Here is a 25,104-nt window from a genome sequence, read left to right on the forward strand (position 1 = left end):
ACAACGTTGTACACAACGTTGTAAAAAGCAGGTCACCAAGAACAACTTTGGAGGCCTCGTGACCGACGCCCGGATCACCCTCGACCCTGCCTTCCGGCTGGGCACGATCGATCGGCGCCTGTTCGGATCGTTCGTGGAACACATGGGCCGCAGCGTGTACACCGGCGTCTTCGAGCCCGGTCACCCCGACGCCGACGAGCTCGGCCTGCGTACCGATGTGCTCGACCTGGCCCGGGAGATGGGCGTCAGCGTCGTGCGCTACCCGGGTGGCAACTTCGTCTCGAACTACCGCTGGGAGGACGGCGTCGGGCCCCGCGAGTCCCGGCCCACCCGGCTGGACCTGGCCTGGCGCTCGATCGAGACCAACGAGTTCGGCCTGGCGGAGTACATGGCGTGGATCCGCCGGCTCGGCGCCGAGCCGATGATGGCGGTCAACCTCGGCACCCGGGGCATCACCGAGGCCCTCGAGCTGCTCGAATACTGCAACTACCCGGGTGGCACCGAGCTGTCGGACCGCCGGATCAGCAACGGGGATCCGGATCCGTACGCGGTGAAGCTGTGGTGTCTCGGCAACGAGATGGACGGCCCCTGGCAGATGGGCCACCGCACCGCCCACGAGTACGGCCGGATCGCCGCCGAGACCGGCCGGGCCATGCACCGCCTCGACAACGAGATCGAGCTCGTGGCCTGTGGCAGCTCGGGCCGGCACATGCCGACGTTCGGCTCCTGGGAGACCACGGTCCTCGAGCAGTGCTACGACCAGGTCGACTACATCTCGCTGCACGCCTACTACCAGGAGCGCGACGGCGACGTCGCCAGCTTCCTCGGCTCAGCGGTCGACATGGACGCGTTCATCGACGAGGTGGTCTCGACCGCGGACGCCGTGCAGGCCCGCACCCGTAGCCGCAAACGCCTGCGGCTGTCGTTCGACGAGTGGAATGTCTGGAACCAGGACCGCTTCGGCGGCGAGGACTCGCTCGACTGGCGCCAGGCCCCGCGCCTGATCGAGGACGAGTACAACGTGCTCGACGCCGTCGTGGTCGGCAGCTACCTGATCTCGATGCTCGGCCACGCCGACCGGGTCGGCATCGCCTGCCAGGCCCAGCTCGCCAACGTGATCGGCCCGATCCGCACCGAACCGGGCGGCCCGTCGTGGCGGCAGACCATCTTCTACCCGTTCGCGCTCACCGCGCAGCTGGCCCGCGGCGAGGCGCTGCGGGTCGAGCCCGACGCTCCGCTGATCGACACCAAGGCGTACGGCCCGGTGCCCGCGATCGCCGCGGCCGCGAGCTACGACGCGGCGACCGGCCAGGCCGCGCTCTTCGCCGTCAACCGCGACAGCACCAACCCGCTGACCCTCACCGTCGACCTGCGGGCCCTGCCCGGAGCGCAGCTGCGCACCCACAAGGTGCTGGCCGACGACGACCTGCGCGCCACCAACACCCAGTCCCACCCCGACCGGGTCGTCCCCCGCGAGCTGACCGGCCACGTCGACGGCGGCACGCTCACCGTCACCCTCCCGCCCGCCTCCTGGAACGTTCTCGAGCTCTCCACCACCGCTGAGTGATCTGACACAAGGAGCAACCCCCATGAGTTCTGACCTGAGCCGCCGCCGATTCCTCGCGCTGACCGGTAGCGCCGGCGCGGCCGCCGCCCTGGCCGCCTGTGGCGGCACCTCCACCCCGCCCAACACGGCCCCGGTCGGTGGCAACGGCGGCGCCAGCTACAGCGGCCCCGCGGTCACGATCCAGTTCTGGAACGGCTGGACCGGCAGTGACGGCGCCACCGCCCAGAAGATGGTCGACCAGTTCAACAAGGACAACCCGAACGTCCAGGTGAAGATGAGCGTCTTCCAGTGGACCGACTTCTTCCAGAAGCTGCCGGCCGCCGTGCAGAGCGGCAACGGCCCCGACGTCGGTGCCATGCACATCGACGACCTGCCGACCCAGGTCGCACAGGGCGTCATCGTGCCCCTCGACGACGTGGCCTCCGCGCTGTCGCTGAAGGACTCGGACTACGCCCCGGCGGTCTGGAACGGCGGCACCTACCAGGGCAAGCGTTACGGCATCCCGATCGACGTGCACAACCTCGGCCTGTTCTACAACAAGACCGTCATGGAGGCCAACGGGCTCGACCCGGAGAAGCCGCCGACGACCAAGGACGAGTACATGACCGCCCTGGACACGCTCAAGAGCAAGGGCATCCAGGGTACGTGGGTCTCGCCGTTCCAGTTCACGGGCGGCTTCATGTTCGAGTCGCTGCTGTGGCAGTTCGGCGGCGATGTGTTCAGCTCCGACAACGCCAGCGCGACCTGGAACGCCGACCCGGGTGTGCAGGCGCTGACCTGGATGGTCGACCTGGTCAAGAACGGCTACAGCCCGAAGAACGTGGGCCAGGACGCCGACTACATCTCGCTCAAGAACGGCAAGAACGTCTTCAACTGGCAGGGCATCTGGCAGGTCAACGAGGCCACCACGCTGAAGAACTTCGAGATCGGCACCGCCCCGCTGCCCGTCATCGGCTCGACCGGCGGCGTGTGGGGCAACAGCCACCAGTTCGTGCTGCCCAAGAAGACGACCACCGACGCCGACAAGTCCAACGCGAGCCGGTTCTTCATCAACTGGTTCACGCAGCACTCGGCCGACTGGGCGAAGAGCGCCAAGGTGCCGGCCAAGACCTCGCAGGCGCAGAGCGCCGACTTCAAGGCGATCGCGGGCCTCAGCTCGTTCGCGGCCGACGTGCAGTTCACCCACTTCCCGCCGTCGGTGGCGGGCATCGGCGACGCGCTGACCGAGCTCTACACCGGCGTCCAGAACGCGGTGCTGCTCAAGGCGGAGCCGGCTGCGGCGCTGGGCGCGGCCGCCGACAAGGCCAACAAGATCCTGGCGTCCAACAAGAAGAAGTACGGGGCCTGATCATGACAGTCCAGGCCCCTCCGGTACGCCCGGAGAGCCGATCCGACGCCGGAGTGCCGGGGAACTCGAGGACCATTCCCCGGCACGGGCGGCTCACGCCGTACCTCTTCCTGGCGCCCTTCGCGGTGTTGTTCATCGGTTTTGTGCTGGTCCCGGCGATCTTCGGGCTCTGGGTCAGCCTGCACGACTACAACTACCTGCTGCCCGGCCAGCCCTGGGTCGGCCTGCAGAACTACCTCGACCTGTTCACCCCGGGCAGCCGGGACAGCGGCGACTTCTGGCACAGCATGCTCGCCACCGGCATCTTCACCGTGCTCAGCGTGCCGTTCCTGATCGTCTGCCCGCTCGGGGTGGCGCTGCTGCTCAACCGCGCGTTCCGCGGGCGCTCGTTCTTCCGGGCGGTGTTCTTCGCACCGTACGTGCTGGGCGTGTCCGTGGTCGGGCTGCTCTTCCGGTTCCTCCTCGACCCCAACATCGGCCTGGTCAACAGCTACCTCGGCCACGCGATCCCGTGGACGACCGACGTCCCGTGGGCGTGGGTGTCGCTGGTCGCCATGACCGTCTGGTGGACGCTGGGCTTCAACGCGATCATCTACCTGGCCGGCCTGCAGGAGATCTCGCCCGAGCTCTACGAGGCGGCCGAGGTCGACGGGGCGTCGCGGTGGGACCAGTTCCGCAACGTGACGCTGCCCGGGCTGCGGCCGGTGGTGGCGTTCGTGACCACGGTGACGCTGCTCGCCTCGGCGAACATGTTCGGCCAGGCGTTTCTGGTCACCAAGGGCGCGCCGGCCAACGAGACCCGTACCGCGATCATGTACATCGCCTCGACCGGCCTGGGCAGCAACCGCCAGGGCATGGCGGCCGCGATGAGCTACATCCTCGCCATCATCCTGATCGGGATCAGCGCGCTCAACCTGCGTCTGAGCCGGCGCCGGGAGGCTTCGTGAGCACGCTGACCACCACCACCCGCCGCAAACCGTGGACGCCCGGCAGGGTGCTCTTCTGGCTGACCCTGATCGTGCTCACGGTGATCTTCGTGGCGCCGCTGCTGTGGATGGTGTCCACCTCGTTCAAGACCAATGAGGACGCCACGGCGCTGCCGTTGTCGTGGCTGCCGCGCCCGTTCACCACCGACGCGTACAAGACGGTGCTGACCGCCAGCTCCGCGACGCCGGTGCTGCGCTGGTTCCTCAACAGCCTGCTCGTCGCGGTGGCGAACTCGGTACTTGTCGTCACGGTTGACGCGCTGGCCGCGTACGCGCTGGCCCGGTTGCGGTTCCGTGGCCAGAAGTTCGCGTTCGGCACCGTGGTCGCGACGCTGTTCGTGCCGCCGTTCGTCTTCCTCATCCCGAACTTCCTGATCGTCAGCAAGCTGGGCTGGCTCGACTCGCTGTGGGCGCTGATCATCCCGTCCGCGGGCGGCGCGTTCGGGGTGTTCTTCCTGCGCCAGTTCTTCTCCTCGCTGCCGGTCGACCTGGAGGAGGCGGCGCTCATCGAGGGCGCCAACCAGTGGCAGATCTTCACCCGGATCGTGCTGCCACTGGCCCGGCCCGCGCTGGCCACCCTCACCGTCCTGTCGTTCCTGACCAACTGGAACGACTTCCTGTGGCCGGTCTACGTGCTCTTCAGCGCCGAGCATCAGACCCTTCCGGCGGGCCTGTCCACCCTGCAAAGCTCGGCCACGACGAACTATCCGCTGGCCATGGCCGGTGCGGTTGTCGCCAGCGTTCCCGTACTCATCCTGTTCGTGGCCGCTCAGCGCCACGTCATCCAGAGCGTCACGCACAGCGGTCTGAAGGGGTAAAGAATGCTCCGAGCCCTCCTGTTGATGACATCCATGCTGGTCAACCCGGTGAGCCACGGGTTCGCCGACACGTTCGCCGACCCGACCGTGATCCACGGCCAGGACGGTTACTGGTACGCCTACGGCACCTCCGACCCGCTCAAGTCGGGCGAGGGCACCGCGCACCACATCCCGATCGGCCGGTCCACCAACCTGACCGACTGGACGTACGTCGGCGACGCCCTGACCGGGACGGCCGCACCCTACGTCGCACCCGGTGCTTCGTACTGGGCACCGGACGTGCGATACCTCGACGGCCGGTACGTCATGTACTACGGCGTCACCGACACCACGACGTCCACCGACACCAACGACTTCGCGATCGGTGTGGCCACCTCGCCGACCCCGGCCGGCCCGTGGACCCAGCAGAGCGAACCGGTCGTCGCGCCCCGCCCCGGCGGCTCCGGCGGCTGGCTCAACACCATCGACCCCGCCGAGCTGACCGCGGCCGACGGCTCCCGGTACCTGTACTTCGGCAGCTACTACGGCGGCATCTCGGTGGTGCCGCTGAGCGCGGACGGACTGCACCCGGCCGGGTCGGCGACGCAGGTCGCGCTGGACAACAAGTACGAGGGCGCCTACGTGGTACGCCACGACGCCTACTACTACCTCTTCGCGTCGTCGTCGAACTGCTGCTCCGGCCCGGCCACCGGCTACGCGGTCTCGGTCGGGCGCTCGGCGTCACCGCTCGGGCCGTTCACCGACGCGAACGGCGTGTCGATGCTCGCCTCCCGGACCGGTGGCACCCCCGTGCTCACCCAGAACGGCAACAAGTGGGTCGGCACCGGGCACAACGGCATGGTCACCGATCTGTCCGGCCAGGACTACCTCGTCTACCACGGGATCGACCGGAACAATCCGTATCTCGACGCCGCGTACGGGATCAACCGGCGGCCGATGCTGATCGACCGGCTCGACTGGATCGACGGCTGGCCGACCGTGCGGGCCGGCGCCGGTGCGTCCGACACACCCCAGGCGGCGCCGGTCACGGCCGGGTCGCAGAACTTCAGCACGGCGCCCGGCTGGCTGCCACGCGGTTGGAAGACCGTTGACGGGTACGCGACGGGCGGCGGAACGGTCCGGCGACAGTCGGGCGCGGGTGACGTACGCGTCGAAGCTGACCTTCGTGTTCCCGCCGACTCGGCCCTCGGCCTGACAGCGGGCCCGGTCACCGTCACGATCGACCGCAAAGCGGGCCGGCTGATCGCCACCTCCAGTTCCCGGCGTGCGTCGGCGGCCCTGCCGGCCGGTCTCGACTTCGGCACCTGGCACAACCTGGCCGTCTCGATCCGCGGCAGTCAGCTGACCGCCGCGGTCACCGAGGCACGCCAGAGCGGCCCGATCGTCGCGGTGAGCCTCAGGGTCACACCCGGCACGACGGCCGGATTCACCGGGCGCGGCGACGTCGACAACTTCAGCGTCCAGCGGCTCTACCGTCCGGTGACCAGGGCCGTCCCCGCGCCCAAGCTCGGCAAGGTGACCTGGTCGGACGACTTCTCCGGCCCGGCGCTGAAAGCCGGCTGGACCTGGGTACGCCAGAACGACGCGGTCACCGTCGCCGGCGGCACACTGAACTGGCCGGTCGAGGCGGGCGACCTCAGCGGCACCGCCAACACCGCGGGCGTGCTGACCCGTACCGCACCCCGCGGCGACTACACGGTCGAGACCAAGGTGACGCTCGACGTGGGCGTCGACGACGTGCGCAACTACCAGCAGGCCGGTCTCGTGGCCTACGCCGGGGACGACGACTTCGCCCGCCTCGACACGGTGGCGATCTGGAACACCCGGCAGATCGAGTTCGGCCGCGAATTCCCGTTCGCGGGGCAGCTCGCGTACGGCGGGGTCACCGTCGGCACCCCGGCGGTCACCACCTGGCTGCGGCTGGTTCACACGCTCGACCCGCGGACCGGCGAGCACCACTTCAGGTCCGAGTCCAGCACCGACGGGCGTACGTGGACGCTCGGTGGCACCTGGACCTTCCCGGCCGGCACCACCCCGAAGATCGGCCTCGACGCGCACGGCGGCGCCACCCCGGCGGTCACCGCCCGGTTCGACTACGTCCGGATCCACCAACCGTGATCCGCAGGCTCCTGGCGGCGGTGGTCGTCCTCGTGACGGCCGCCGCCTGCTCTTCCTCCCCGCCGACTCCTCCTTCTCAGGGAGAACCCGTGACTTACAGCAATCCGGTCTACACCAAGAACTTCCCCGACCCCGGCGTGCTCCAGGTCGACAACACCTTCTACGCGTACGGCACCAACAGCCCGATCGAGAACATCCCCCTGCTCACCTCGACGGACCTCGTCCACTGGACCGAGAAGGGCGACGTCCTGCCCGAGGTCGGCAAGTGGGCGAAGACCGGCGATACCTGGGCCCCCGAGGTTCTGCGCACCGACGCCGGCAAGTACGTCATGTACTACACCGCGTCCTGGACCGAGGCCTACCGCCAGTGCGTCGGCACCGCCGTCGCCGACACCCCCGACGGCCCGTTCGTACCCACCGACGAACCATTGATCTGCCAGGACGACGAGGGCGGCTCGATCGACGCGAACCCGTTCCGCGACACCGACGGCACGCTCTACCTCTACTGGAAGAACGACGGCAACCGCATCGGCGAACCCACCCACCTGTACGTCCAGAAGCTGTCCGCCGACGGACTGTCGCTGGTCGGCGAGCGGACCATCCTGCTCACCAACGACAAACCGTGGCACGGCGCGGTGATCGAGGCCCCCGAGATGGTCCTGCACGACGGCAGGTACTACCTGTTCTACTCGGCCAACGCCTACGACTCCGACAAGTACGCCGTCGGCTACGCCACCTGCGACTCCGCGACCGGCCCCTGTCACGACGCCCCGGAGAACCCGATCCTCACGTCGTCACCGGGCGCGGCCGGCCCGGGCCACTGTTACCCGGTGACCCTGCCCGACGGCACCACCTGGCTGCTCTACCACGCCTGGCAACCGGCGGCGATCGGCAGCGCCACCCCCGGCCGCCAGCTGTGGCTGGACCGCCTCGACTGGATCGACGGCAAACCGGTCGTCCACGGCCCCACCGCCGACCCCCAGCCCGCCCCGTCAATCGGATGACGTCGGCAGCGTGACGGTGAAGCGGGTGCCACTGTCCGGGCCGGGGCCGGCGGTGATCGTGCCGCCGTGCGCCTCGACGATGGCCTTGGTCACCGCCAGTCCGAGACCGGTCCCTTTGATGCCGAGTGCGGTGGCGGTGCTGGCCCGGAAGAACCGGTCGAACAGCCGCGGGTACTGCTCGGCGGGGATGCCGATCCCGGTGTCGGCGATCGTCAGGACGATCCGGTCGCCCTCATGGCTCGCGGTGACGGTGACGGCGCCGCCCGGCAGGGTGTACTTGACGGCGTTGGACAGCAGGTTGTCCAGGACCTGATGCAGGCGGCGCGCCTCGCCGGGGATGACCGGCAGGGGGCCGATCTCGCAGGTCAGGCTCACTCGCTGAGCGGCGGCGACGGTGCGATGGGTCTGCACGACGTCGTGGATCAGCGGCCCTGGTTCCAGCGGCCCGGGGTTCAGCAAGCGGTGGCCGGCGTCGAGGCGGGCCAGGTCGAGCAGGTCGTCGACCAGGGCGGCCAGCCGGTCGCTGGTGCGTTCGATGACGACGAGGTCCTGGCGCAGCGGCTCGCTCAGCCCGGGATCGGCGCTGATCAGTTCGGCGTATCCGCGGATGACCCCGATGGGATTGCGCAGTTCGTGGCTGACCACGGCGACGAGGTCGTCCTTCATCCGATCCAGCTCGCGCAGCCTGCGTACCTGTATCTGTTCCTGCTCCAGCAGTTGTTCGCGCTGCTCGGTCAGCCGCCGGCGGTCGGTGATGTCGTGCAGGAAGGCATGGAAGACCGGAAGGCCGCGCTCGTGGCACAGCTGCATGGTCATCTCGACGGGGAACTCGTGGCCGTCGCGGTGGACGGCGGTCAGTTCCACCCGGCTGCCGGCCAGGCGGGACAAGCCGCTCCGCCGGACCTTGTCCAGGCCGGCGCGATGCGTGTCGTGGAGACGTTCCGGGATCATCAGTTCGGTGGCGGGCCGGCCGGCAGCCTCGGCAGCCGGCCAGCCGAACAGCCGCTGCGCCGCCTCGTTCCAGGTAGTCACCCGGCCGTCGTGGTCCATCGACACGAACGCGTCCTGGGCGGTCTCCAGCACCGTGCGCATCCGCTCCGACGACACCAGCAGTTCGCCATGGGCCACGTGCAGGGCGATCTCCGACTCGGCATTGGCCGCCAGATCCTCCAGGATCTCCACCTCGTCGTCGGTCCACTGCCGGGGCCGGCCGTCGATCGCGCAGAACGAGCCCAGCACGTGCCCGTCCGGCGAGCGCAGCGGAAAGCCCGCGTAGGCGATCACGTTGAGGTCCGGAATGGCCAGATTCCCGCACAGCCGCCCGTCGGCCTCGGCGTCGGTGATCACCAGCGGGGCCTGATCGGTGACGACGTACTGGCAGAACGAGTGCGACAGCGGTGTCTGTCCCCGCGAGGCCCAGGGCTCGTCCAGCCCGACCGCACTGACGAACACCTGCCGGTCGGCCTCGACCAGCGACACCAGGGCCACCGGCGCCTTGACCAGCCGGGTCGCCAGCCGGGTGAGCCGGTCCAGCGACGTCACCGAGCCGGCGTCGAGCAGTCCCGTCGCCCGCAGTGCCCGCAACCGGGCAGGATCGTCGACCCGGCCCCGATCACGCAGCTGAGGAATGTTGTCAGCCATCGCGAACTTCTGATCGACCGGCCGGCGCCGAAGCTGAGGAAAACGACGACGTCCGGGCGAACCCGCCGGTCAGGGCCCGCGCTGCTGAAGGCACGTCCGGCGGGCCCAGCGCATCCGGGGCGCGGCTGTTTCCGGGCGTATCGCCCTGCGCAAGCACAGGTCAGGGTCGTTCGGCGAATCCGGTCAGGTGGGCATAGGCGACCGCGTGTGTCCGGTCACGTAGCTGCAGCTTGCGCAGGATGTTCGAGACGTGGGTCTTCACCGTCTGCTCGCCGATGTGGAGCTGGCGGGCTATCTCGGCGTTGCTGTGTGCCCGTGACAGCGACTGCAGCACCTGACGTTCACGCCCGGTCAGTTGGTCCAGCTCCGCGGGCAGGGTGACCGGGTCCAGGGCGTCGGCGAACCGGGTGAGGTGGCGGCGCACGATCGACGGATCGATCAGGACGTCGCCGCGGGCGGCGATGCGGACGGCGGCGATGAGTTCCTCCGGCGGCATCGACTTGAGCAGGAAGCCCCGGGCGCCGGCGTGGACGGCCTGGTGGACGTACTCGTCGGTGTCATGGGTTGTCAGGACGACGACCTGCGTGCGGTTGCCGGGCAGCGCCAGGATGGCTCTGGCCGCGCCCAGGCCGTCCCGGCGCGGCATGCGGATGTCGAGGACCGCCACGTCCGGTCGCAGCCGCTGGACCTGCGCGACAGCCTGCTCGCCGTCGCCGGCCTCCGCCACGCAGACGATGTCGTCCTGGGTGTCGAGAATCGCCCGGAACCCGGAGCGGAACCCCTCGTGGTCGTCGGCGATCAGGACCGAGATCGTCATGTCAGCTCCGGCAGGTGGAAGGAGACCGAGGTGCTCCAGGTACGCCCCTGCGCGCTCGGACCGGCGTGCAGCCGGCCCCCGAGCGCGTGGACCCGGTTGCGGATGCCGGCCAGCCCGCGGCCACCGTCGCCCACCGGTCCCGACGCTCGGTACGGGTTGAGCGTCGCGACCTCGACCGCGGCGGCCTCGTAGCGGACGGTGACGGTGATGACGCCGCCGTCGCCGTGCCGCAGAGCGTTGGTCAGCATCTCCTGGACGACGCGGTAGAGCGCGATATCGACGGCCGGCGGCAGCACGAACGGCTCGCCCGTGATGTGCAGCCGGACGGGGATGGACGCGGCGCGGAAGCCGTGCAGCAGGTTGTCGATGTCGGCCAGACCCAGCTGTTCCACGGACCGTACGCCGTGCAGCACATCCAGCATGTTGCGCAGATCCCCGAGTGCGGAGCGGCTGGCCTCCTCCACGGATCTCAGCGACAGCAGCGCGGCCGGGTCGGCGTCCGTCTTCGCCAGTCGCAGCCGGGCGGCACCGGCGTGCACGCTGATCGCACTGACGTGATGGGTGACCACGTCGTGCAGGTCCCGCGCGATCCCGGCGCGGTCGGTGGCGATGGCCCGGCTCACCGCGTCGCGGGCGTCCCGTTCCTCCTGCTCGGCCTGCCGTCGCAGCTCGTCGAGGAATTCCCGCCGGGCTGTCGTGTAGCGGCCCACCACCCAGGGCACGAGGCCGGTCTTGATGGCGGCGATGGCGACGTACCAGTCCAGCGGATATCCGCGGGCGTGGAACGCCGCCACGATGCCGCCGATCACCACCGCCAGGGAGACCACAGCCGGTATGCCCCGCAACCATGCCCCGGCCCGGTACGAGGCGACGAGGACGCCGGCCTCGTTGAGCCGCAGGCTCGGTGGACCGCCCAGCAGCAGGCCGCAGCCCGCGTTGACGGCCACGGCGGCCGCGGTGACCCACCCCGACCACCGGGTCGGGGTGGCCAGGAGCGCGTCGGCGACGATGACAGCGAGCAGCGCCACAACCCAGGCGAAGGTGACGGGCGGAAGGCCCTGGACGACGAAGGCCAGCACATCGACGACCACACACGCACCGGCCACCAGCAGCGACTGACCGGCCAGGAAACGGCGTGCCCGGTCGGAAGGACTCACCCGGTGAGCATGACGGGTTCCCCTGCCGCCCGCCTCCCCCGCGTGAGGGAGGTTACGGACTGCGAGATGATCTAGCTTCTGCTGCCATGGAAGACATCGGCCGCCGTCGCGCTCTGCTCCGGGCAGTCGCCCTGGTGATCACCGCGGGAATCATCATCACGCTGGCTGCTCTGGCCGGCTGGCCGCACAGCACCCTGGCCGTACCGGATGGTGCCCGGTCCGGTGATCTGACAATGAGCAGATGCGACTATCAAACCGAAGCGGGCACCGTACGGGCCGAATGCGGCACCCTGGTCGTGCCGGAGAACCGGCGTGACCCGGCAACCGACCTGATCGCGTTGCCGGTGATCCGGATTCCCGCCACCGCGGCGCAACCCCGCGAACCCGTCTTCCGGCTGGGTGGCGGACCGGGCTCCACGAACATGACCTTCCCCCAGGCGAGCCGGCTCACCGCGGACCGGGATGTGGTCCTCGTCGGCTACCGGGGCGTCGACGGCTCACGGCGCCTCGACTGCCCCGAGGTGACCGGGCTCAGGCAGACCGCGGGCGACCTCACCGGTGCGAAATCCCAGCGGGCCGCCACCCTGGGCTTCACCGCCTGCGCCCGGCGGCTGACGGGTGACGGCGTCGACCTGACCGGGTACTCCGTCGCCCAGCGTGTCGACGACCTCGAAGCCGCCCGCACGGCTCTGGGCTACCAGCGGATCAACCTGTTCAGCACCAGCGCCGGGACCCGTACCGCGATGGTCTACTCCTGGCGTCATCCCACGTCACTGCTGCGCTCGGCGATGGTCGGTGTGAACCCGCCGGGCCACATGGTCTGGGATCCGGTGCTCACCGATGAGCAGATCTCCCGGTACGGCCGGTTGTGCGCCGCCGACAGCGGGTGCTCCGCGCGTACGGACGACCTCGCGGCATCCATGCGCGACGTCACCGCCGACATGCCGGGGCGCTGGGGCCCGTTCGCCATCCATGCGGGCTCCGTGCGCGCCGCCAGCATGTTCGGCATGCACCACAACGGCCGCAGCTCCGCACCGCTGAACGCCCCCACCGTGATCGACGCCTACCTCAGCGGGCCGGGCGCACTGTGGGCCATGTCGGTGCTCGGCGAGCTGCAACTACCCAGCTCGATTGTCTGGGGTGAGTTCGCGTCGTTCGCCATGATCGACGCGCCCGCGGCGGAGAGCTTCTACCGGGCCGGCGGTGATCCCGGCTCAGTCCTGCGCAGCGACGGCACGAACTTCCTCTGGGGCGGGCCGTCCGGCTATGCCACGGTCTGGCCGGACAGCCCGGACAACGCGGAATACCGGACGCCGCGGCCGAGTGACGTCGAGACCCTCCTGATCAGCGGCACTCTCGACTTCTCCACCCCGGCGGAGACGGCGACCGCTGACCTGCTGCCGCTGCTGCCGAAGGGCCACCAGGTCCTCCTGCCGGAACGGGGTCACAGCGCCGACTTCTGGGACGACGCCGACGCCAGCCGGCACCTGCTGAACACGTTCTACGACAGCGGCACGGTCGACGACTCGGCGTTCGGGACCCGCCCGGTCGACTTCGACCCCGGACCGCTGTCCATGCCGGCCATCGCCGCCATCCTGGCCGCTGTCACCGCCGGCGGATCGGTGCTCGCCCTGGCACTGCTGGCGGTGCTGGTCCGCGGGGCACGCCGCGGCGGATTCCGTCCCCGGGCCGGGATGTGGTTCCGGATCCTCACCGCGCTCCCGCTCGGTCTCGGCGGCTGGTTACTCGCCGTCCTGCTCGTTTGGACCCTGGACCTGAATGCGTACATCGCCGGCGCCGCCGTGGTGGTTCCCGCCGTGAGCGCCGCTGTCGGCCTCGGCACCTGGGCGGCCTGGATCCGGCACGACCGCCCCCGCCGCACCGCCCTGACTGTCGCCCTCGGTGCGGCCGTCGCGGGGGCCCTGCTCGGCTACGCCGCCGGCGCGGCACTCACCGCTCCGCTGACCGCGATCGCCGGCGCGACAGCTGCGGCGAACCTCGCCCTGGTGATCCTCGAGCTGCGGCTTCGTCCCCGCGACCGGCAGGCGGCACCGGCTTCGGGCGATCAGGTCCCGGCCGGCATCTGACGGTACGGGCCGGTGCCGCTGTGCCTGCTGGGTGGCACGGTGCCCTTGAAACTTTCACGACGTCGCGATAGTTGCGGGCGTAACACTTTTTTCAATCGCAATGTGTACCTATCTGAAAAACCTAAAACATTGGCGTTGGACGATGCCCTGCCAGGCGCCTGCGAGCCATTTCCGCTGCTAGAACGCCATAGTTAGATCGGGCGATGAGGCAATCCAAGACATTGACCAACCATGTGCCTCCCGGTAGCGTTCGCCGAAAGTTACCGAAAGGTTTCGGTAGGTTGCGGGTTCGTGTCGCGGCATTCCGGATGTGATCGGCTCGCTATTGCGAGGTCTGCATGCTCGCGCGGCCGACGCCGGCGACTGGGCCGCGCCTCGAGAGGGCAGCCGAATCCAAGCTGCGGGCCGCCGTGTGTGAGGTCAAGAGGGAGTGTCCATGACGCAATGGAAGAGATCGAACCGGTACCGGTTGATGCTGGCCGCCGCGACAGGTCTGCTGGTGGCGGCGGGCACGGCGGTTCTCATCCCGCCCGCGGACGCGGCGGCGACCACGCTGGGAGCCGCGGCGACTCAATCGGGGCGCTACTTCGGCACCGCTATCGCTGCGGGCAGGCTGGGCGACTCGGCGTACACCACGATCGCCGGGCGTGAGTTCAACATGATCACGGCCGAGAACGAGATGAAGCCGGACGCGACGGAGCCCCAGCGCGGCCAGTTCAGCTTCACCGCGGGCGATCAGATCTACAACTGGGCGACCCAGCGCGGCATGAGGGTGCGCGGCCACACCCTTGCCTGGCACGCGCAGCAGCCGAGCTGGTGGCAGGGCCTCAGCGGCAGCGGTCTGCGACAGGCGATGATCGATCACATCAACGGGGTGATGGCTCACTACAAGGGCAAACTCGCCGCGTGGGACGTCGTCAACGAGGCGTTCAACGAGGACGGCAGCCGGCGCACCTCCAACCTGCAGAACACCGGTAACGACTGGATCGAGGTGGCGTTCCGCACGGCGCGGGCCGCCGACCCGTCGGTCAAGCTCTGCTACAACGACTACAACATCGAGAACGCGACGTACGCCAAGACTGTTGCCGTCCTCAACATGGTGAAGGATTTCAAGGCGCGGGGCGTACCCATCGACTGCGTGGGGCTGCAGACCCACTTCACCGGGGGGAGTTCGCTGCCCGCCAACTTCCAGACCACGCTGACCAACTTCGCCAACGCCGGTGTGGACGTGGCACTGACCGAGGTCGACGTCACCAACTCCGCCACCTCCCAGTACGCCGGCCTGACCCAGGCGTGCATGAACGTCGCCCACTGCCTGGGCATCACCGTGTGGGGAGTGCGCGACAGCGACTCGTGGCGCTCGGGGGAGAGCCCCTTGCTCTTCGACGGCTCGGGCAACAAGAAGGCCGCCTACTCGTCGGTCCTCAACGCGCTCAATGCCGCCATCCCCACGCCCTCCGGCTCGACACCGGCCCCATCGTCACCCACCCCGTCGTCACCCACCCCGTCATCGCCGGCGACGGGTGCCGGTGAGATCAGGGGAACGCAGTCGGGCCGGTGCGTCGACGTGCCGAACGCCTCCCACGACAACGGCACACGGGTGACTCTGTACGACTGCAACGGCCAGTCCAACCAGCAGTGGACCTACACCGCCGGGAAGCAGCTGACCGTCTACGGCAGCATGTGCCTGGACGCCGCCGGCTCCGGCAACTCCGCGGCGATTCAGATCTACAGCTGCAACGGTCAGGCGAACCAGCAGTGGAACGTCAACACCAACGGCACCATCACCGGCGTGCAGTCCGGGCGTTGCCTGGACGTCTGGGGGACCGGCAACGGTCAGCAGGTCCAGTTGTACGACTGCAGCGGGCAGGCCAATCAGCAATTCCAGCTCGCCTCCACCGGCGGCGGTACCTCGCCGACATCCCCGCCGACGTCTCCACCCGCCACCTGCGCTCTCCCGTCGACGTACCGCTGGAGCTCGACCGGCTCACTGACCAGTCCGAAGAACGGCTGGACCTCGTTGAAGGACTTCACCAACGTGGTCTACAACGGCAAGCATCTGGTGTACGCGTCGAACGTCTCCGGTGGCTCGTACGGCTCGATGAACTTCGGCCTGTTCTCCAACTGGTCCGATATGGCCTCGGCGAGTCAGAACGGGATGAGCCAGGGCACGGTGGCGCCGACGCTGTTCTACTTCGCGCCGAGAAGCATCTGGGTGCTGGCCTATCAGTGGGGCCCGACCGCGTTCAGCTACAAGACGTCCACCGACCCGACCAACCCCAACGGCTGGTCTTCTGCGCAGACGCTGTTCACCGGGAGTATCACTGGTTCCAGTACCGGGGTGATCGATCAGACGCTGATCGGTGACGACACGAACATGTATCTGTTCTTTGCCGGGGACAACGGGAAGATCTATCGGGCGAGTATGCCGATCGGGAACTTCCCGGGTAGCTTCGGTTCGTCGTACACGACGATCATGAGTGACTCGACGAACAATCTGTTCGAGGCGGTCGAGGTCTACAGGGTTCAGGGTCAGAACCAGTATTTGATGATCGTCGAGGCGATCGGGAGCCAGGGCCGCTACTTCCGGTCGTTCACGTCCTCCAGCCTGGCCGGCACATGGACCCCGCAGGCCGCCACGGAGAGCAATCCGTTCGCGGGTAAGGCCAACAGCGGTGCGACCTGGACCAACGACATCAGCCACGGTGACCTGGTCCGGACCAATCCCGATCAGACCAAGACCGTCGATCCCTGCAACCTGCAGCTGCTGTATCAGGGCAAGGACCCCAGCGCCGGCGGTGACTACAACAGCCTGCCGTGGCGGCCGGGCCTGCTCACCCTGCAACGCTGACGGCACCCTGCACTGACGGCGCGGGCCGTTGTCGCCAGCCTGAGTTCGGCTGGTGCGGCGGCCCGCGCCGACGGCTTCGAAGCCATGGCCCCGGTGCGCAAGGCGCATGTCTGAACCGGTTCAGGCCGCGTTTTCACTCTGCCACGGGCGGTTGGTGGATGAATGCCTGCCGGAGTGCCCGGCAAAGAGGGTGCATTCCGTGTTGTCGCGGTCCAGCTCGACACGCTCCTGTTTGGCCGGACACCAGGTGTACGGATTGATCTCGGACGCGCTCAAGGTCCATTGCACCCACCACATGGTCGTGTCGACCTGCTGCCCGAGGGCGGCGTGCGATCCCTCGTGACCTTGCTCGAGTTCGCAGCCGAGCTCGGCCTGCACGCTCGGCGCGTCCGCCGGGAGTTCACCGAAGAACGCCAGTTGTGCCGCGTCGAGCGTGATGCGGGCCGGACAGCCGATCAGATCCTCGTTATCAATTGCCATGCATCTATGTTCTCCTCTTCCGCGAATCCCACACCTTTCTACTGAACCGGTTTTGTCCGAGCCGGAAACCGGGTGGTCGCGGGCCGTGATCGGGCTGCTCGGCTGCCCACCCCGCGGCGCTGCCCACCCCGTGACGCTGTCCGGCGCCGTGACGCGGCGGTCGCGGACGCACCTTCGAGTGCCGGGCTGCGGATCCCGGCGGCAAGACCATCGCCGAGGACGCCGTAAGAGAATCGAAATACCGCGCGGGCACGCCTGGCTGCCGCGGCTCCGTAGCGTGGGAACGGTGAGATCCCGCCGTCGTTCCATGCTGGTCGCGCTGACCGCAGTCGTCCTTGTCGCCGCCGCCGGTCTGTACTGGTTCCAGCCGTGGCGGCTGGTCACCGACCACGAAGTACAGGATTCCCTGCCGGCGGTGTCCGCACGGTCGATCGACCAGTCCGAGCCGGCCGCCGTTACGCAGTCCGGGCCGGCCGCCGTTACGCAGTCGGCGTCTGCCCCGGCAGGCCCTCGGGTCCTCGCCGCGGGGAACTTCGTGTCGCACGAACATGACACCCGCGGCACCGCCCAGCTGGTCCGCCTCGCCGACGGCCGGCACCAGCTCGTACTGCGCGATCTCGAGACGTCCGACGGACCCGATCTACGGGTCTGGCTGACCGACCGGGAGGTGCTCACGGGCCGCGCGGGGTGGCAGATCTTCGACGACGGCCGCAGCGTGGAGATCGCCGAGCTGAAGGGCAACAGCGGCAATCAGGTGTACGACATCCCCGCGGGCACCGACCTGGCCGGTCTGCGCAGCGTGTCGATCTGGTGCAAACGCTTCTCGGTCTCCTTCGGCGCCGCGGCTCTGCGGTAGGGCAAAGCCGCGGCTCTGCAGCAGGGCACGGCGCACCGTCAGGCGGTGACCGAGGCCGAGAACGACGACACCGCCAGGCCGGTTCCGCCGACCCAGGGCTCGAAGCCAGCCTGAATGCTGGTCAGGTACCACGAATTCGTGATGGCGCCGCGGTTGCGTACGTCGTTGATGAAGTCCAGGACGGAGAAGCTCCAGCTCGTGATGGCCGACGGTGCCACATAGGAGATGACCGCGTTGGATCCGTTGCTGCCCTGCCAGACCTGCCAGCTCCGGCCGCCGATGGTGGTCGTGCCGACGACCGAGCCGATCGGCTGGATGCTGCCCTGGCGGTTGAACCAGATCATGATCTCCTGCTGGTTGACGCCGTTGGTCCGCGGTGTCGGGTCCAGCCAGATGTCGTACGCGGCGTCATAGGTGGCTCCGGAGACGTACGTGTAGTTGATGCTGCTGGTGGCGCTTCTGATCGCGCTCACCTGGCGCGGCAGGACCGACCCGGGCGAGCAGTTGGTGTAGTGGCAGCCGTAGTAGACGGCCGGGTACGACACGGGTGCGCCGCTCGTGTTCCCGGTGCCCCGCTGGCTGGCGATGCTGAAACCGCTGCCGGTGACGTTGATGCACTGCTCGGCGGTGGTGCCCCAGCGGTTGTTCATCACGACGTAGCGGCCACCGATGGTCGTGCTGCCGTACTGATCGCAGATGCGGGTGTCCGCCTGGGCGGCGCCCGTGGGGGTGACGACGCTGAGGGCACCGGCGGCGAGGACGCAGGCGAGGAACAGTTTCTTCATGGAGTCTCCTGGGGATTTGGGAACGCTCCCATCACTCTGCACCCCTTTCGTTGACGACTGAAGACGCGCTGCCTGAATTTTACGCCGATAGGATTAACCAATCGAGGTGCGACTATGTGTAGGCATTCTGGGTAAGGGCCCGCGCCGGTTTCGGCTCAGCGGGAGGCGAAATCCGCCGGCTTGAACTTCCGGTCCTCCAGGTGGCTCTCGATCTCCTCCAGGCTGCGCCCCGTCAGCTCCGGCATCCTGCGGTAGAGGAAGACGAAGGCGATCACGTTGAACAGCGCGTAGAGCCAGAACGTCTGACCGGTGCCGATCGCGCGCATGATGCTGAGCAGCGAGAGGGTGATCAGCACGTTGGTTCCCCACAACGACGCGGACTGCGCGGCGGCGCCCGCCGCCCGGGTGGCGAGTGGGTAGATCTCGGAGCCGGTCAGCCAGCCCATGAGCTGGATCCCGCCGGCGGTGAACGCCATGAAGGCGACGAGCGTCGCGACGATCCACGGGACCATCGACTTTCCGTCGTTGCCGGTGACGAAGAACGACCCGAGGACCACGAGTGCCAGCGCCGCCAGCGGCAGGGTCACGAGGGTCAGGCGACGCCGGCCGACCCGATCGATGATCGCCAGACCGATGAGCTGCGCGATCAGATAGGTCAGGCCGAGCGCCACGGAGACGCGCAGCGCGGCCGTGTCGGAGAAGCCGTTGTCGGTGAGGATGGTGGGCGAGTAGTACACGATCATCTCGATGCCGGAGAGCTGGGTGAACACCGCCAGCCCGCACCCGACGACGAGTGCCGGGCGCACCCACGCCGCCTTCAGCCCGGCCCATCCGCGGGTGCTCGCCTGCTTCTCCTCCCGGACGTTGTCCTGGATCTCCTCCAGCTCCGCGGTGAGGTCGCTGCCGGAGTGCCGCACCCGGGACAGCGCGTCGCGCGCGCGGTCGGCGTGCCCCTCCCTGGCCAGCCACCGGGGGCTCTCGGGCAGTCGCAGCATCAGGGCGAACATGATGGCCGCAGGCACCGCGGCCAGGCCGATCGCGACCCGCCAGTCGACGGCCTCGGACGCGCCCACGACGGTCGCGATGACGATGCCGACACCGATCGCGATCTGGAAGAAGAGCACCAGCCGCCCGCGGTGCGCGGTCGGTGCGAGCTCGGCGACGTAGACGGGAGCGGTCTGGGTGGCGCCGCCGACGGCGAACCCCAGCACGAGACGGCTCAGTGACAGGGTGACGGGGTCCGGCGAGCACGCGGCGGCGATCGTCCCGACGACGAAGACGATGCCGATGAGCAGCAGCGTCCCGTGCCGGCCCCGGCGTTCCGCCAGCCGGCTGCAGGTGAGCGCACCGATGACGGCGCCCACGAGGATCGACGCCGTGATCACCTGTTCCCACAGGTGACCGATGTCGAAGTCGTCACCGATCTGCAGCAGGGCACCGGAGATGATCCCGGTGTCGTACCCGTAGAGCAGCCCCGACACGGCGGAGACCAGGGCGACCACGATGATCGATCCGGTGAGACGGTCGTCCTGTCCAGCCTGGCTCATGAGACCTCCCGCGCTGTGTTTCGCATGGACAGCCATCTACCCGGCGATCACCGGCGCACACCCACGAAGCTGAGACGGCGTGCTTCAGCGGATGCGGGGCCGGGCCGGCGTACCCATGGTGGGGCCGTGCCCGAGAATTCGGCCGTGCGACGGCTGACCAAGCGAACCCTGGTGACCGTCTCCCATGCCCTGGAACAGGCCGCACTCGCGGCTGCCGAGGACGGTCCCCTGGTGGTCTTCGCGCTGTTCCAGCGGCTGCCGTATTTCGAGCGGGAACGCCAGGTCTACGAACGCATCGCGAGCCTGGGCGCGGCGACGGTCGTCGGCCTGGTCGACGCGCAGACACCCGAGATGCCGGCCGGGGTGCACGCGGTCCTGCTCGACGAGAAGGAGGACCTGGCCCGGGAATGGACAGAAAAGCGGGCGGGTCTTCGAGGGGCGGTTCAGCTTCCGCCGCGACGAGGCCGCTGCACGAGGTGCTCCGACTGCGTCACCGGGTGGGTGACCGGTTACCGTCGGCGGCGCTGTCCGTCGTGGACGACGCCATCGAGCGGGTGCGCGAGCTTCCGGCGATCCCGGGGGAGAGCCGGGCCGACGCGGCCCTGCAGCTCTTCACCGACCGCGCCGAGCGTGATCACACCCGGCTCCGGGCGGGGCCGCGGGGCCGGCGGTGACCGGCGACACCGGCCCGGCCGGTGATCCGGGCGTGCAGCGGTGGTCCGGAGCGGCCGGCGTGACGGCATCGGGTGTGCTGCCGGTCGCGGTCCTCGCTGTCCGGGTCAGGCACGCCGCGGACGGTGAGCAGGGCCCGGTGGGGCGGACCGCCACCCGGCAGCATCAGGCCGTGATCGAGTTGCTCGTCGCCCGGTTGCGGCCCGGGGACCGGGCGAGCAAGATCGGTGAGGACGACCTGCGGCGGGCGCTGGAATGGGCGATCACCCGGAACGCCCCCGTGGTGACCATCGACGGCTGACGCCCGGCCGCCGCCAGGGTTGTCACGTGGTGAAGCTGCGACCCCGGCGAGTACGGTCGTGTGCGGAGCTCCCGTCACCTCCCCGGCCGGACGGCGACGCCGGCGAGCATAGGCATGATGGTGGGGTCGATCGGGCCGGGGTCACGGTCGGGGCGCCAGAGGGGGACCCAGACCAGGCCGGGCTCCAGTAGCTCGAAACCCGAGAACAGCGCGGCGATCTCGGCGCGGCTGCGGGGCGTGGTGGTGGGGGCGTTCGTGGTGCGGTAGACGGTGTCGACCGTGTCGCGGGGGCCCTGGGTGAGGGCGTCGGTGGCGGGGTGGGTGAGGGCGAGGAAGCTGCCGGGTGGCAGGGCGTCACGCAGCTTGCGTACGGCCGGAAGTGCGGTCGTGTCCGGCAGGAACTGCAGCACCGACAGCATCAGCAGCGCAATCGGCCGGTCGAAGTCCAGCAGCCGCTCGACCTCGGGGTGCTCGAGGATGCTCGCCGGGTCACCCAGATCGGCCTGCACCGCCGCCGCGCCATGGTTGCCGTTGAGCAGCTCGTTGCTATGCGCGACCGCTTCAGGGTCGATGTCGACGTAGACGACGTGGCTGTCCGGGGCGTGCTGCTGGGCGATCTCGTGGACGTTCCCGGCAGTGGGAATGCCGGAGCCGATGTCGAGGAACTGCCGGACGCCGGCCGCGGTCAGCTCGGTGACGGCGCGGCGCAGGAACGCGCGGTTCGCCCGGGCGATCTCCTTCAACGTGGGCACGGCGACGAGCACCCGCTCGGCCGCGGCGACGTCCGCCGGGGTGTGATGATTGCCGCCGAGATAGTAGTCGTACATGCGGGCCATGCTCGGCTTGTCCATCCCGGCAGCGTAGAAGCGCATCCACAGCCCGGTCCACCGTGGAATCCGGTCAGTCGCTCGGGTACGGCGAGGTGAGGGAGAACGGGGTGCGGGCCAGCTCCAGTGTTGCCTCGGGGAAGCGTGGGCCCTCGGTGTAGTAGCGGGCGCGGGTGCGGCCGACCGGTGCAAGGAGTCCGGCGCTCGCCAGATCCCGCAGATCGCGCTGGGCCTGCTGCAGGGTGAGCCCCTCGGCCTGTTCGTATCGTGCACGGCGGACCCGGCCGTCGATCGCGACGTCGTGCAACGCTGAGACGACACGCTCGTCCCACCCGGCGGCGCCGGCGAACGTCGCGAGCTGATCCCACACCGCCGCGGACTGGTTCATGCGATGCAGAACCGTCTGTGCCTGCTGGTGGTAGGCGGTCAGGTTGAACCTGATCCAGCCGGAAACCTCCCGGTCGGGCTGGTACGTAGCGCCGCGGCGCTGCAACTCGCGGTAGTACTCCCACGTGTTGCCCGGCATGCCGAGCCATGCCTCGATCGAGGAGAATTCCGGGGCGAGGACACCCTCGCGGGCGATCAGGAGTGTCTGCAGTGACCGGGACATGCGGCCGTTGCCGTCGGCCCACGGGTGGATGGACACCAGGTGCAGGTGGGCCATGGCCGCCCGGATCAGCGGGTGGGCTTCGTCGTCGGCGTTGAGCCAGGCGACCAGTTCGCCCATCAACTCGGGGACGTCACCGGCATCGGGCGCGGTGTAGGCCGCGACCCGGGGATTGCGAGGGTCGGTGACGTAGACCGGTCCGCGGCGCCATTGCCCGGCTGGTTTGCGCTGAGTGTGGTGATGACCTTGCAGCATCCAGTGCAGAGCGTTCAACAGGCCCTTGCTGTATTGGAAGTCGGGGGCATCGTGCAGGGACTGCACGTAGGTCATCATGCGCTGGTACGCCAGGGTCTCTTCGCGGTTCTCGTCGGACACATCGACGTCCCGCTCGCCATCCATCAGATCCTGGGCGTCCTGCGTGGAAACGCGGAAGCCTTCGATGGAGTTCGATGCGGCGACGGCGTCCGCGGTCAGGAATTTGCGGAGCCCGGATGTCCATTTGCCAGATCGTCCTTGCATCTGGTGGCGGACCTTCTCGCGCATCTCTTCGACGTCGGTCAGGACCACTTGGTCAGCCGCGGTCAGGGGCGGGGTAGGGAACAGCACAAGTAAACTTTAGAATGACGTAATCATTACGTCAAGCGCACGACAGCAACGATCGCGTCGTCCGGCCTCCCTGCCTTTGGATCTATCCAAACGCATGGATCGGTGGTGATACTGGGGATCCGCCGGCCGGATGGCGTTCCCCCGATGTCCTGACGGGCATCGTCGCTCACGCGGCTCGACGGACCCCCGTAGCGCTCTGTCATCCCCGGAGGTCTGGACGCATGCCCTCGACATCGGTTTCACCCCGCAGGAGAGCGCTCTCTGTGCTCGCAGCCGTACTCCTGCCGACAGCTCTAGCCACCGCCGTGCCGCAGGTGGCGCACGCGGCCGTTCCCGCCCCGCCGGCCGGTTTCACGCTGACGTGGAGCGACGACTTCAACGGTGCGGCCGGCACCGGCATCGATCAGAGCCTGTGGAAGTACGACACCGGGCCGGGCAGCAGCTTCGGGACCGGCGAGATCGAGACGATGACCAGCAGTACCTCGAACGTCTACTACGACGGCGGGGGACACCTGGTGCTGCAGGCGTTGCACTCCGGCTCCGACCCGAGGAGCGGATGGACCTCCGGGCGGGTGGAGACCCAGGCGGCGACGTTCGGTGCCGCAGCAGGCGGAGTCGTACGCATGGAGTCCGTCCTGCAGCAGCCCAACGTCACCACCGCGAACGGGGCGGGGTACTGGCCCGCGTTCTGGATGCTCGGCGCGCCGCTGCGGTCCGGGGTCACCTGGCCGAAGTCGGGCGAGGTGGACATCATGGAGGACATCAACGGCCGCAGCTCGGTCTTCAGCACCATCCACTGCGGCGTGAACCCCGGCGGGCCCTGCAACGAGTCGACCGGGATCGGCTCCGGGGAGCGGGCCTGTTCCGGCTGCCAGACCGGGTTCCACGACTATGCCGTGGAGATCGACCGCTCCACGTCGCCGGAGGAGATCCGGTTCTACCTCGACGGCGCGAACTTCTACACCGTCAAGGCGACCGCCGTCGACGCCACCACGTGGGCCGACGCGATCGATCACCCGTTCTTCATCATCTACGACCTGGCGATCGGCGGCGGCTTCCCCGACGCGTTCGGCGGCGGCCCGACCGCCGCCACGGTCTCCGGCGGCAAACTCATCATCGACTCGGTGGCCGTCTACAACAAAGGAGGGGGAGGCGGCGGCTCGGTGACCGGGCAGACCCTGACCGGCCCGGGCGGCAAGTGCGTGGACGTGGCCGGCGACGACACCGGCAGTGACGGCACCGCGGTCCAGCTCTGGGACTGCCAGTCCGGCGCGAAGGACCAGCACTGGACCTGGAACGGCCAGAGCCTGCAGACCCTCGGCAAGTGCCTGGACATCGCCGGCGGTGCCAGCGCGGCGGGCACCAAACTCCAGCTCGCGACGTGCAACAGCGGCGGCTACCAGAACTGGGTGGTCAACGCCGACGGCTCCCTGTCCAACCCGGCCAGCGGCCGCTGCGTCGACTCTCCGTCCGGTGCCACCGCGAACGGCACCCGGCTGCAGATCTGGGACTGCAACGGTGCCGCCGCGCAGAAGTTCGCCATCGGCACCCCGATCTACGGCCCCGGCGGCAAGTGTGTGGATGTCGCCGGCGACGACACGGGCGGCGACGGCACCGCGGTCCAGCTCTGGGACTGCCAGCAGGCCACGGCGGCAGATCAGAAATGGACCTTCAACGGCCAGACTCTGCGTACGCTCGGCAAGTGCCTCGACATCGCCGGCGGCACCAGCACCGCGGGCACCAAGCTCCAGCTCGCGACGTGCAACAGCGGCGGCTACCAGAACTGGGTGGTCAACGCCGACGGCTCCCTGTCCAACCCGGCCAGCGGCCGCTGCGTCGACTCCCCGTCCGGTGCCACCGCGAACGGCACCCGCCTGCAGATCTGGGACTGCAACGGTGCCGCGGCCCAGAAGTTCGCCCTCGCCTGACCCGTACACAGCGTGTGGGCATCAGAACTTGGAAGCGCCTGGTGCCCACACACTGTCTCAGCCCTGTTGCGGCGGGGAATGTATGGCGGCTGTATCGCTGG

19 protein-coding genes and 2 pseudogenes are annotated in these 25,104 nt (G+C 68.9%); 13 read left to right on the plus strand and 8 right to left on the minus strand.

Going from position 1 to position 25,104, the window contains the following annotated elements:
* Nucleotides 1–58: 58 nt before the first annotated feature.
* From arfA to Aco04nite_RS24780, 6 genes are all read left to right on the plus strand, one after another.
* On the plus strand, nucleotides 59–1,567 hold the full coding sequence (gene arfA / locus Aco04nite_RS24755; protein ID WP_212999642.1) for an arabinosylfuranosidase ArfA: 1,509 nt from the start codon (nucleotides 59–61) through the stop codon (nucleotides 1,565–1,567).
* 22 nt (nucleotides 1,568–1,589) lie between these two features.
* Nucleotides 1,590–2,915, plus strand: coding sequence for an ABC transporter substrate-binding protein (locus Aco04nite_RS24760; protein WP_212999643.1), 1,326 nt, complete (start codon nucleotides 1,590–1,592; stop codon nucleotides 2,913–2,915).
* 2 nt (nucleotides 2,916–2,917) lie between these two features.
* Nucleotides 2,918–3,862: a carbohydrate ABC transporter permease gene (locus tag Aco04nite_RS24765; RefSeq protein ID WP_212999644.1), complete on the plus strand. Its 945-nt coding sequence runs from the start codon at nucleotides 2,918–2,920 to the stop codon at nucleotides 3,860–3,862.
* A complete protein-coding gene (locus Aco04nite_RS24770; protein ID WP_244876265.1) occupies nucleotides 3,859–4,719 on the plus strand; it encodes a carbohydrate ABC transporter permease in 861 nt (286 codons plus the stop codon). The genes Aco04nite_RS24765 and Aco04nite_RS24770 overlap by 4 nt, the downstream gene beginning before the upstream one ends.
* Before the next feature lie 3 nt (nucleotides 4,720–4,722).
* Complete coding sequence (locus tag Aco04nite_RS24775; RefSeq protein WP_212999645.1) at nucleotides 4,723–6,837, plus strand: glycoside hydrolase family 43 protein; 2,115 nt, start codon at nucleotides 4,723–4,725, stop codon at nucleotides 6,835–6,837.
* Nucleotides 6,838–6,926: 89 nt separating this feature from the next.
* A complete protein-coding gene (locus Aco04nite_RS24780; protein ID WP_212999646.1) occupies nucleotides 6,927–7,841 on the plus strand; it encodes a glycoside hydrolase family 43 protein in 915 nt (304 codons plus the stop codon).
* Here the strand turns inward: Aco04nite_RS24780 and Aco04nite_RS24785 are convergent.
* The 3 genes from Aco04nite_RS24785 to Aco04nite_RS24795 all read right to left on the minus strand — a co-directional run bounded on the left by Aco04nite_RS24785 (nucleotide 7,830) and on the right by Aco04nite_RS24795 (nucleotide 11,456).
* The gene (locus Aco04nite_RS24785; RefSeq protein ID WP_212999647.1) at nucleotides 7,830–9,482 is read right to left on the minus strand and encodes an ATP-binding protein; all 1,653 of its coding nucleotides are present in this window, start codon (nucleotides 9,480–9,482) and stop codon (nucleotides 7,830–7,832) included. The genes Aco04nite_RS24780 and Aco04nite_RS24785 overlap by 12 nt on opposite strands.
* 160 nt (nucleotides 9,483–9,642) lie before the next feature.
* Nucleotides 9,643–10,299, minus strand: coding sequence for a response regulator (locus Aco04nite_RS24790; protein WP_212999648.1), 657 nt, complete (start codon nucleotides 10,297–10,299; stop codon nucleotides 9,643–9,645).
* Complete coding sequence (locus tag Aco04nite_RS24795; protein WP_212999649.1) at nucleotides 10,296–11,456, minus strand: sensor histidine kinase; 1,161 nt, start codon at nucleotides 11,454–11,456, stop codon at nucleotides 10,296–10,298. The genes Aco04nite_RS24790 and Aco04nite_RS24795 overlap by 4 nt, the downstream gene beginning before the upstream one ends.
* 86 nt (nucleotides 11,457–11,542) lie before the next feature.
* On the opposite strand from Aco04nite_RS24795, the gene Aco04nite_RS24800 reads away from it, so the two are divergent.
* Complete coding sequence (locus Aco04nite_RS24800; RefSeq protein WP_212999650.1) at nucleotides 11,543–13,543, plus strand: alpha/beta fold hydrolase; 2,001 nt, start codon at nucleotides 11,543–11,545, stop codon at nucleotides 13,541–13,543.
* Between the two features lie 436 nt (nucleotides 13,544–13,979).
* Nucleotides 13,980–16,394, plus strand: a complete 2,415-nt coding sequence (locus Aco04nite_RS24805; RefSeq protein ID WP_212999651.1) for a non-reducing end alpha-L-arabinofuranosidase family hydrolase — start codon at nucleotides 13,980–13,982, stop codon at nucleotides 16,392–16,394.
* Nucleotides 16,395–16,514: 120 nt separating this feature from the next.
* Here Aco04nite_RS24805 and Aco04nite_RS24810 read toward each other — a convergent pair whose 3' ends face one another.
* Nucleotides 16,515–16,874 carry a hypothetical protein gene (locus Aco04nite_RS24810; protein ID WP_212999652.1) on the minus strand — a complete coding sequence of 120 codons (360 nt, stop codon included), beginning with the start codon at nucleotides 16,872–16,874 and terminating at the stop codon, nucleotides 16,515–16,517.
* A 307-nt stretch (nucleotides 16,875–17,181) separates the two neighbouring features.
* On the opposite strand from Aco04nite_RS24810, the gene Aco04nite_RS24815 reads away from it, so the two are divergent.
* Entirely contained in the window at nucleotides 17,182–17,730 is a 549-nt protein-coding gene (locus Aco04nite_RS24815; RefSeq protein ID WP_212999751.1) for a DM13 domain-containing protein, read from the plus strand.
* A gap of 47 nt (nucleotides 17,731–17,777) precedes the next feature.
* Here the strand turns inward: Aco04nite_RS24815 and Aco04nite_RS24820 are convergent.
* Nucleotides 17,778–18,515 (minus strand): annotated as a pseudogene (locus Aco04nite_RS24820) (GH12 family glycosyl hydrolase domain-containing protein); the annotation flags it as partial.
* 155 nt (nucleotides 18,516–18,670) lie between these two features.
* Complete coding sequence (locus tag Aco04nite_RS24825) at nucleotides 18,671–20,062, minus strand: sugar porter family MFS transporter (RefSeq protein WP_212999653.1); 1,392 nt, start codon at nucleotides 20,060–20,062, stop codon at nucleotides 18,671–18,673.
* Nucleotides 20,063–20,086: 24 nt separating this feature from the next.
* Between Aco04nite_RS24825 and Aco04nite_RS50035 the strand changes: the two are divergent.
* The 3 genes and pseudogenes from Aco04nite_RS50035 to Aco04nite_RS24835 form a co-directional block, all read left to right on the plus strand.
* A pseudogene (locus tag Aco04nite_RS50035) lies at nucleotides 20,087–20,413 on the plus strand (DICT sensory domain-containing protein); the annotation flags it as partial.
* Nucleotides 20,414–20,538: 125 nt separating this feature from the next.
* Nucleotides 20,539–20,736: a hypothetical protein gene (locus tag Aco04nite_RS49035; protein ID WP_244876267.1), complete on the plus strand. Its 198-nt coding sequence runs from the start codon at nucleotides 20,539–20,541 to the stop codon at nucleotides 20,734–20,736.
* Entirely contained in the window at nucleotides 20,733–21,035 is a 303-nt protein-coding gene (locus Aco04nite_RS24835) for a hypothetical protein (RefSeq protein ID WP_212999655.1), read from the plus strand. Before Aco04nite_RS49035 ends, Aco04nite_RS24835 begins: the two co-directional genes overlap by 4 nt.
* Before the next feature lie 74 nt (nucleotides 21,036–21,109).
* Here Aco04nite_RS24835 and Aco04nite_RS24840 read toward each other — a convergent pair whose 3' ends face one another.
* Together Aco04nite_RS24840 and Aco04nite_RS24845 are read right to left on the minus strand one after the other, a co-directional pair.
* Nucleotides 21,110–21,886, minus strand: coding sequence for an SAM-dependent methyltransferase (locus Aco04nite_RS24840; protein ID WP_212999656.1), 777 nt, complete (start codon nucleotides 21,884–21,886; stop codon nucleotides 21,110–21,112).
* Between the two features lie 49 nt (nucleotides 21,887–21,935).
* The gene (locus Aco04nite_RS24845; protein ID WP_244876268.1) at nucleotides 21,936–23,075 is read right to left on the minus strand and encodes a Fic family protein; all 1,140 of its coding nucleotides are present in this window, start codon (nucleotides 23,073–23,075) and stop codon (nucleotides 21,936–21,938) included.
* A 263-nt stretch (nucleotides 23,076–23,338) separates the two neighbouring features.
* On the opposite strand from Aco04nite_RS24845, the gene Aco04nite_RS24850 reads away from it, so the two are divergent.
* Nucleotides 23,339–25,003 (plus strand): ricin-type beta-trefoil lectin domain protein, encoded by a 1,665-nt coding sequence (locus tag Aco04nite_RS24850; protein WP_244876269.1) that lies wholly within the window; start codon nucleotides 23,339–23,341, stop codon nucleotides 25,001–25,003.
* The last annotated feature ends 101 nt before the right edge of the window (nucleotides 25,004–25,104 follow it).

It is taken from the genome of Winogradskya consettensis (assembly GCF_018332715.1).
Classification (GTDB): Bacteria; Actinomycetota; Actinomycetes; order Mycobacteriales; family Micromonosporaceae; genus Actinoplanes; species Actinoplanes consettensis.

What these genes read in the sequence shown, in the direction of transcription:
- Aco04nite_RS24810 (WP_212999652.1), bottom strand. Translation starts at nt 16,874, where the DNA reads ATGGCAATTGATAACGAGGATCTGATCGGCTGTCCGGCCCGCATCACG.
- Aco04nite_RS24800 (WP_212999650.1), top strand. Translation starts at nt 11,543, where the DNA reads ATGGAAGACATCGGCCGCCGTCGCGCTCTGCTCCGGGCAGTCGCCCTG.
- Aco04nite_RS24815 (WP_212999751.1), top strand. Translation starts at nt 17,182, where the DNA reads ATGCTGGTCGCGCTGACCGCAGTCGTCCTTGTCGCCGCCGCCGGTCTG.
- Aco04nite_RS24775 (WP_212999645.1), top strand. Translation starts at nt 4,723, where the DNA reads ATGCTCCGAGCCCTCCTGTTGATGACATCCATGCTGGTCAACCCGGTG.
- Aco04nite_RS24840 (WP_212999656.1), bottom strand. Translation starts at nt 21,886, where the DNA reads ATGGACAAGCCGAGCATGGCCCGCATGTACGACTACTATCTCGGCGGC.
- Aco04nite_RS24805 (WP_212999651.1), top strand. Translation starts at nt 13,980, where the DNA reads ATGACGCAATGGAAGAGATCGAACCGGTACCGGTTGATGCTGGCCGCC.
- Aco04nite_RS24790 (WP_212999648.1), bottom strand. Translation starts at nt 10,299, where the DNA reads ATGACGATCTCGGTCCTGATCGCCGACGACCACGAGGGGTTCCGCTCC.
- Aco04nite_RS24785 (WP_212999647.1), bottom strand. Translation starts at nt 9,482, where the DNA reads ATGGCTGACAACATTCCTCAGCTGCGTGATCGGGGCCGGGTCGACGAT.
- Aco04nite_RS24760 (WP_212999643.1), top strand. Translation starts at nt 1,590, where the DNA reads ATGAGTTCTGACCTGAGCCGCCGCCGATTCCTCGCGCTGACCGGTAGC.
- Aco04nite_RS24765 (WP_212999644.1), top strand. Translation starts at nt 2,918, where the DNA reads ATGACAGTCCAGGCCCCTCCGGTACGCCCGGAGAGCCGATCCGACGCC.
- Aco04nite_RS24825 (WP_212999653.1), bottom strand. Translation starts at nt 20,062, where the DNA reads ATGAGCCAGGCTGGACAGGACGACCGTCTCACCGGATCGATCATCGTG.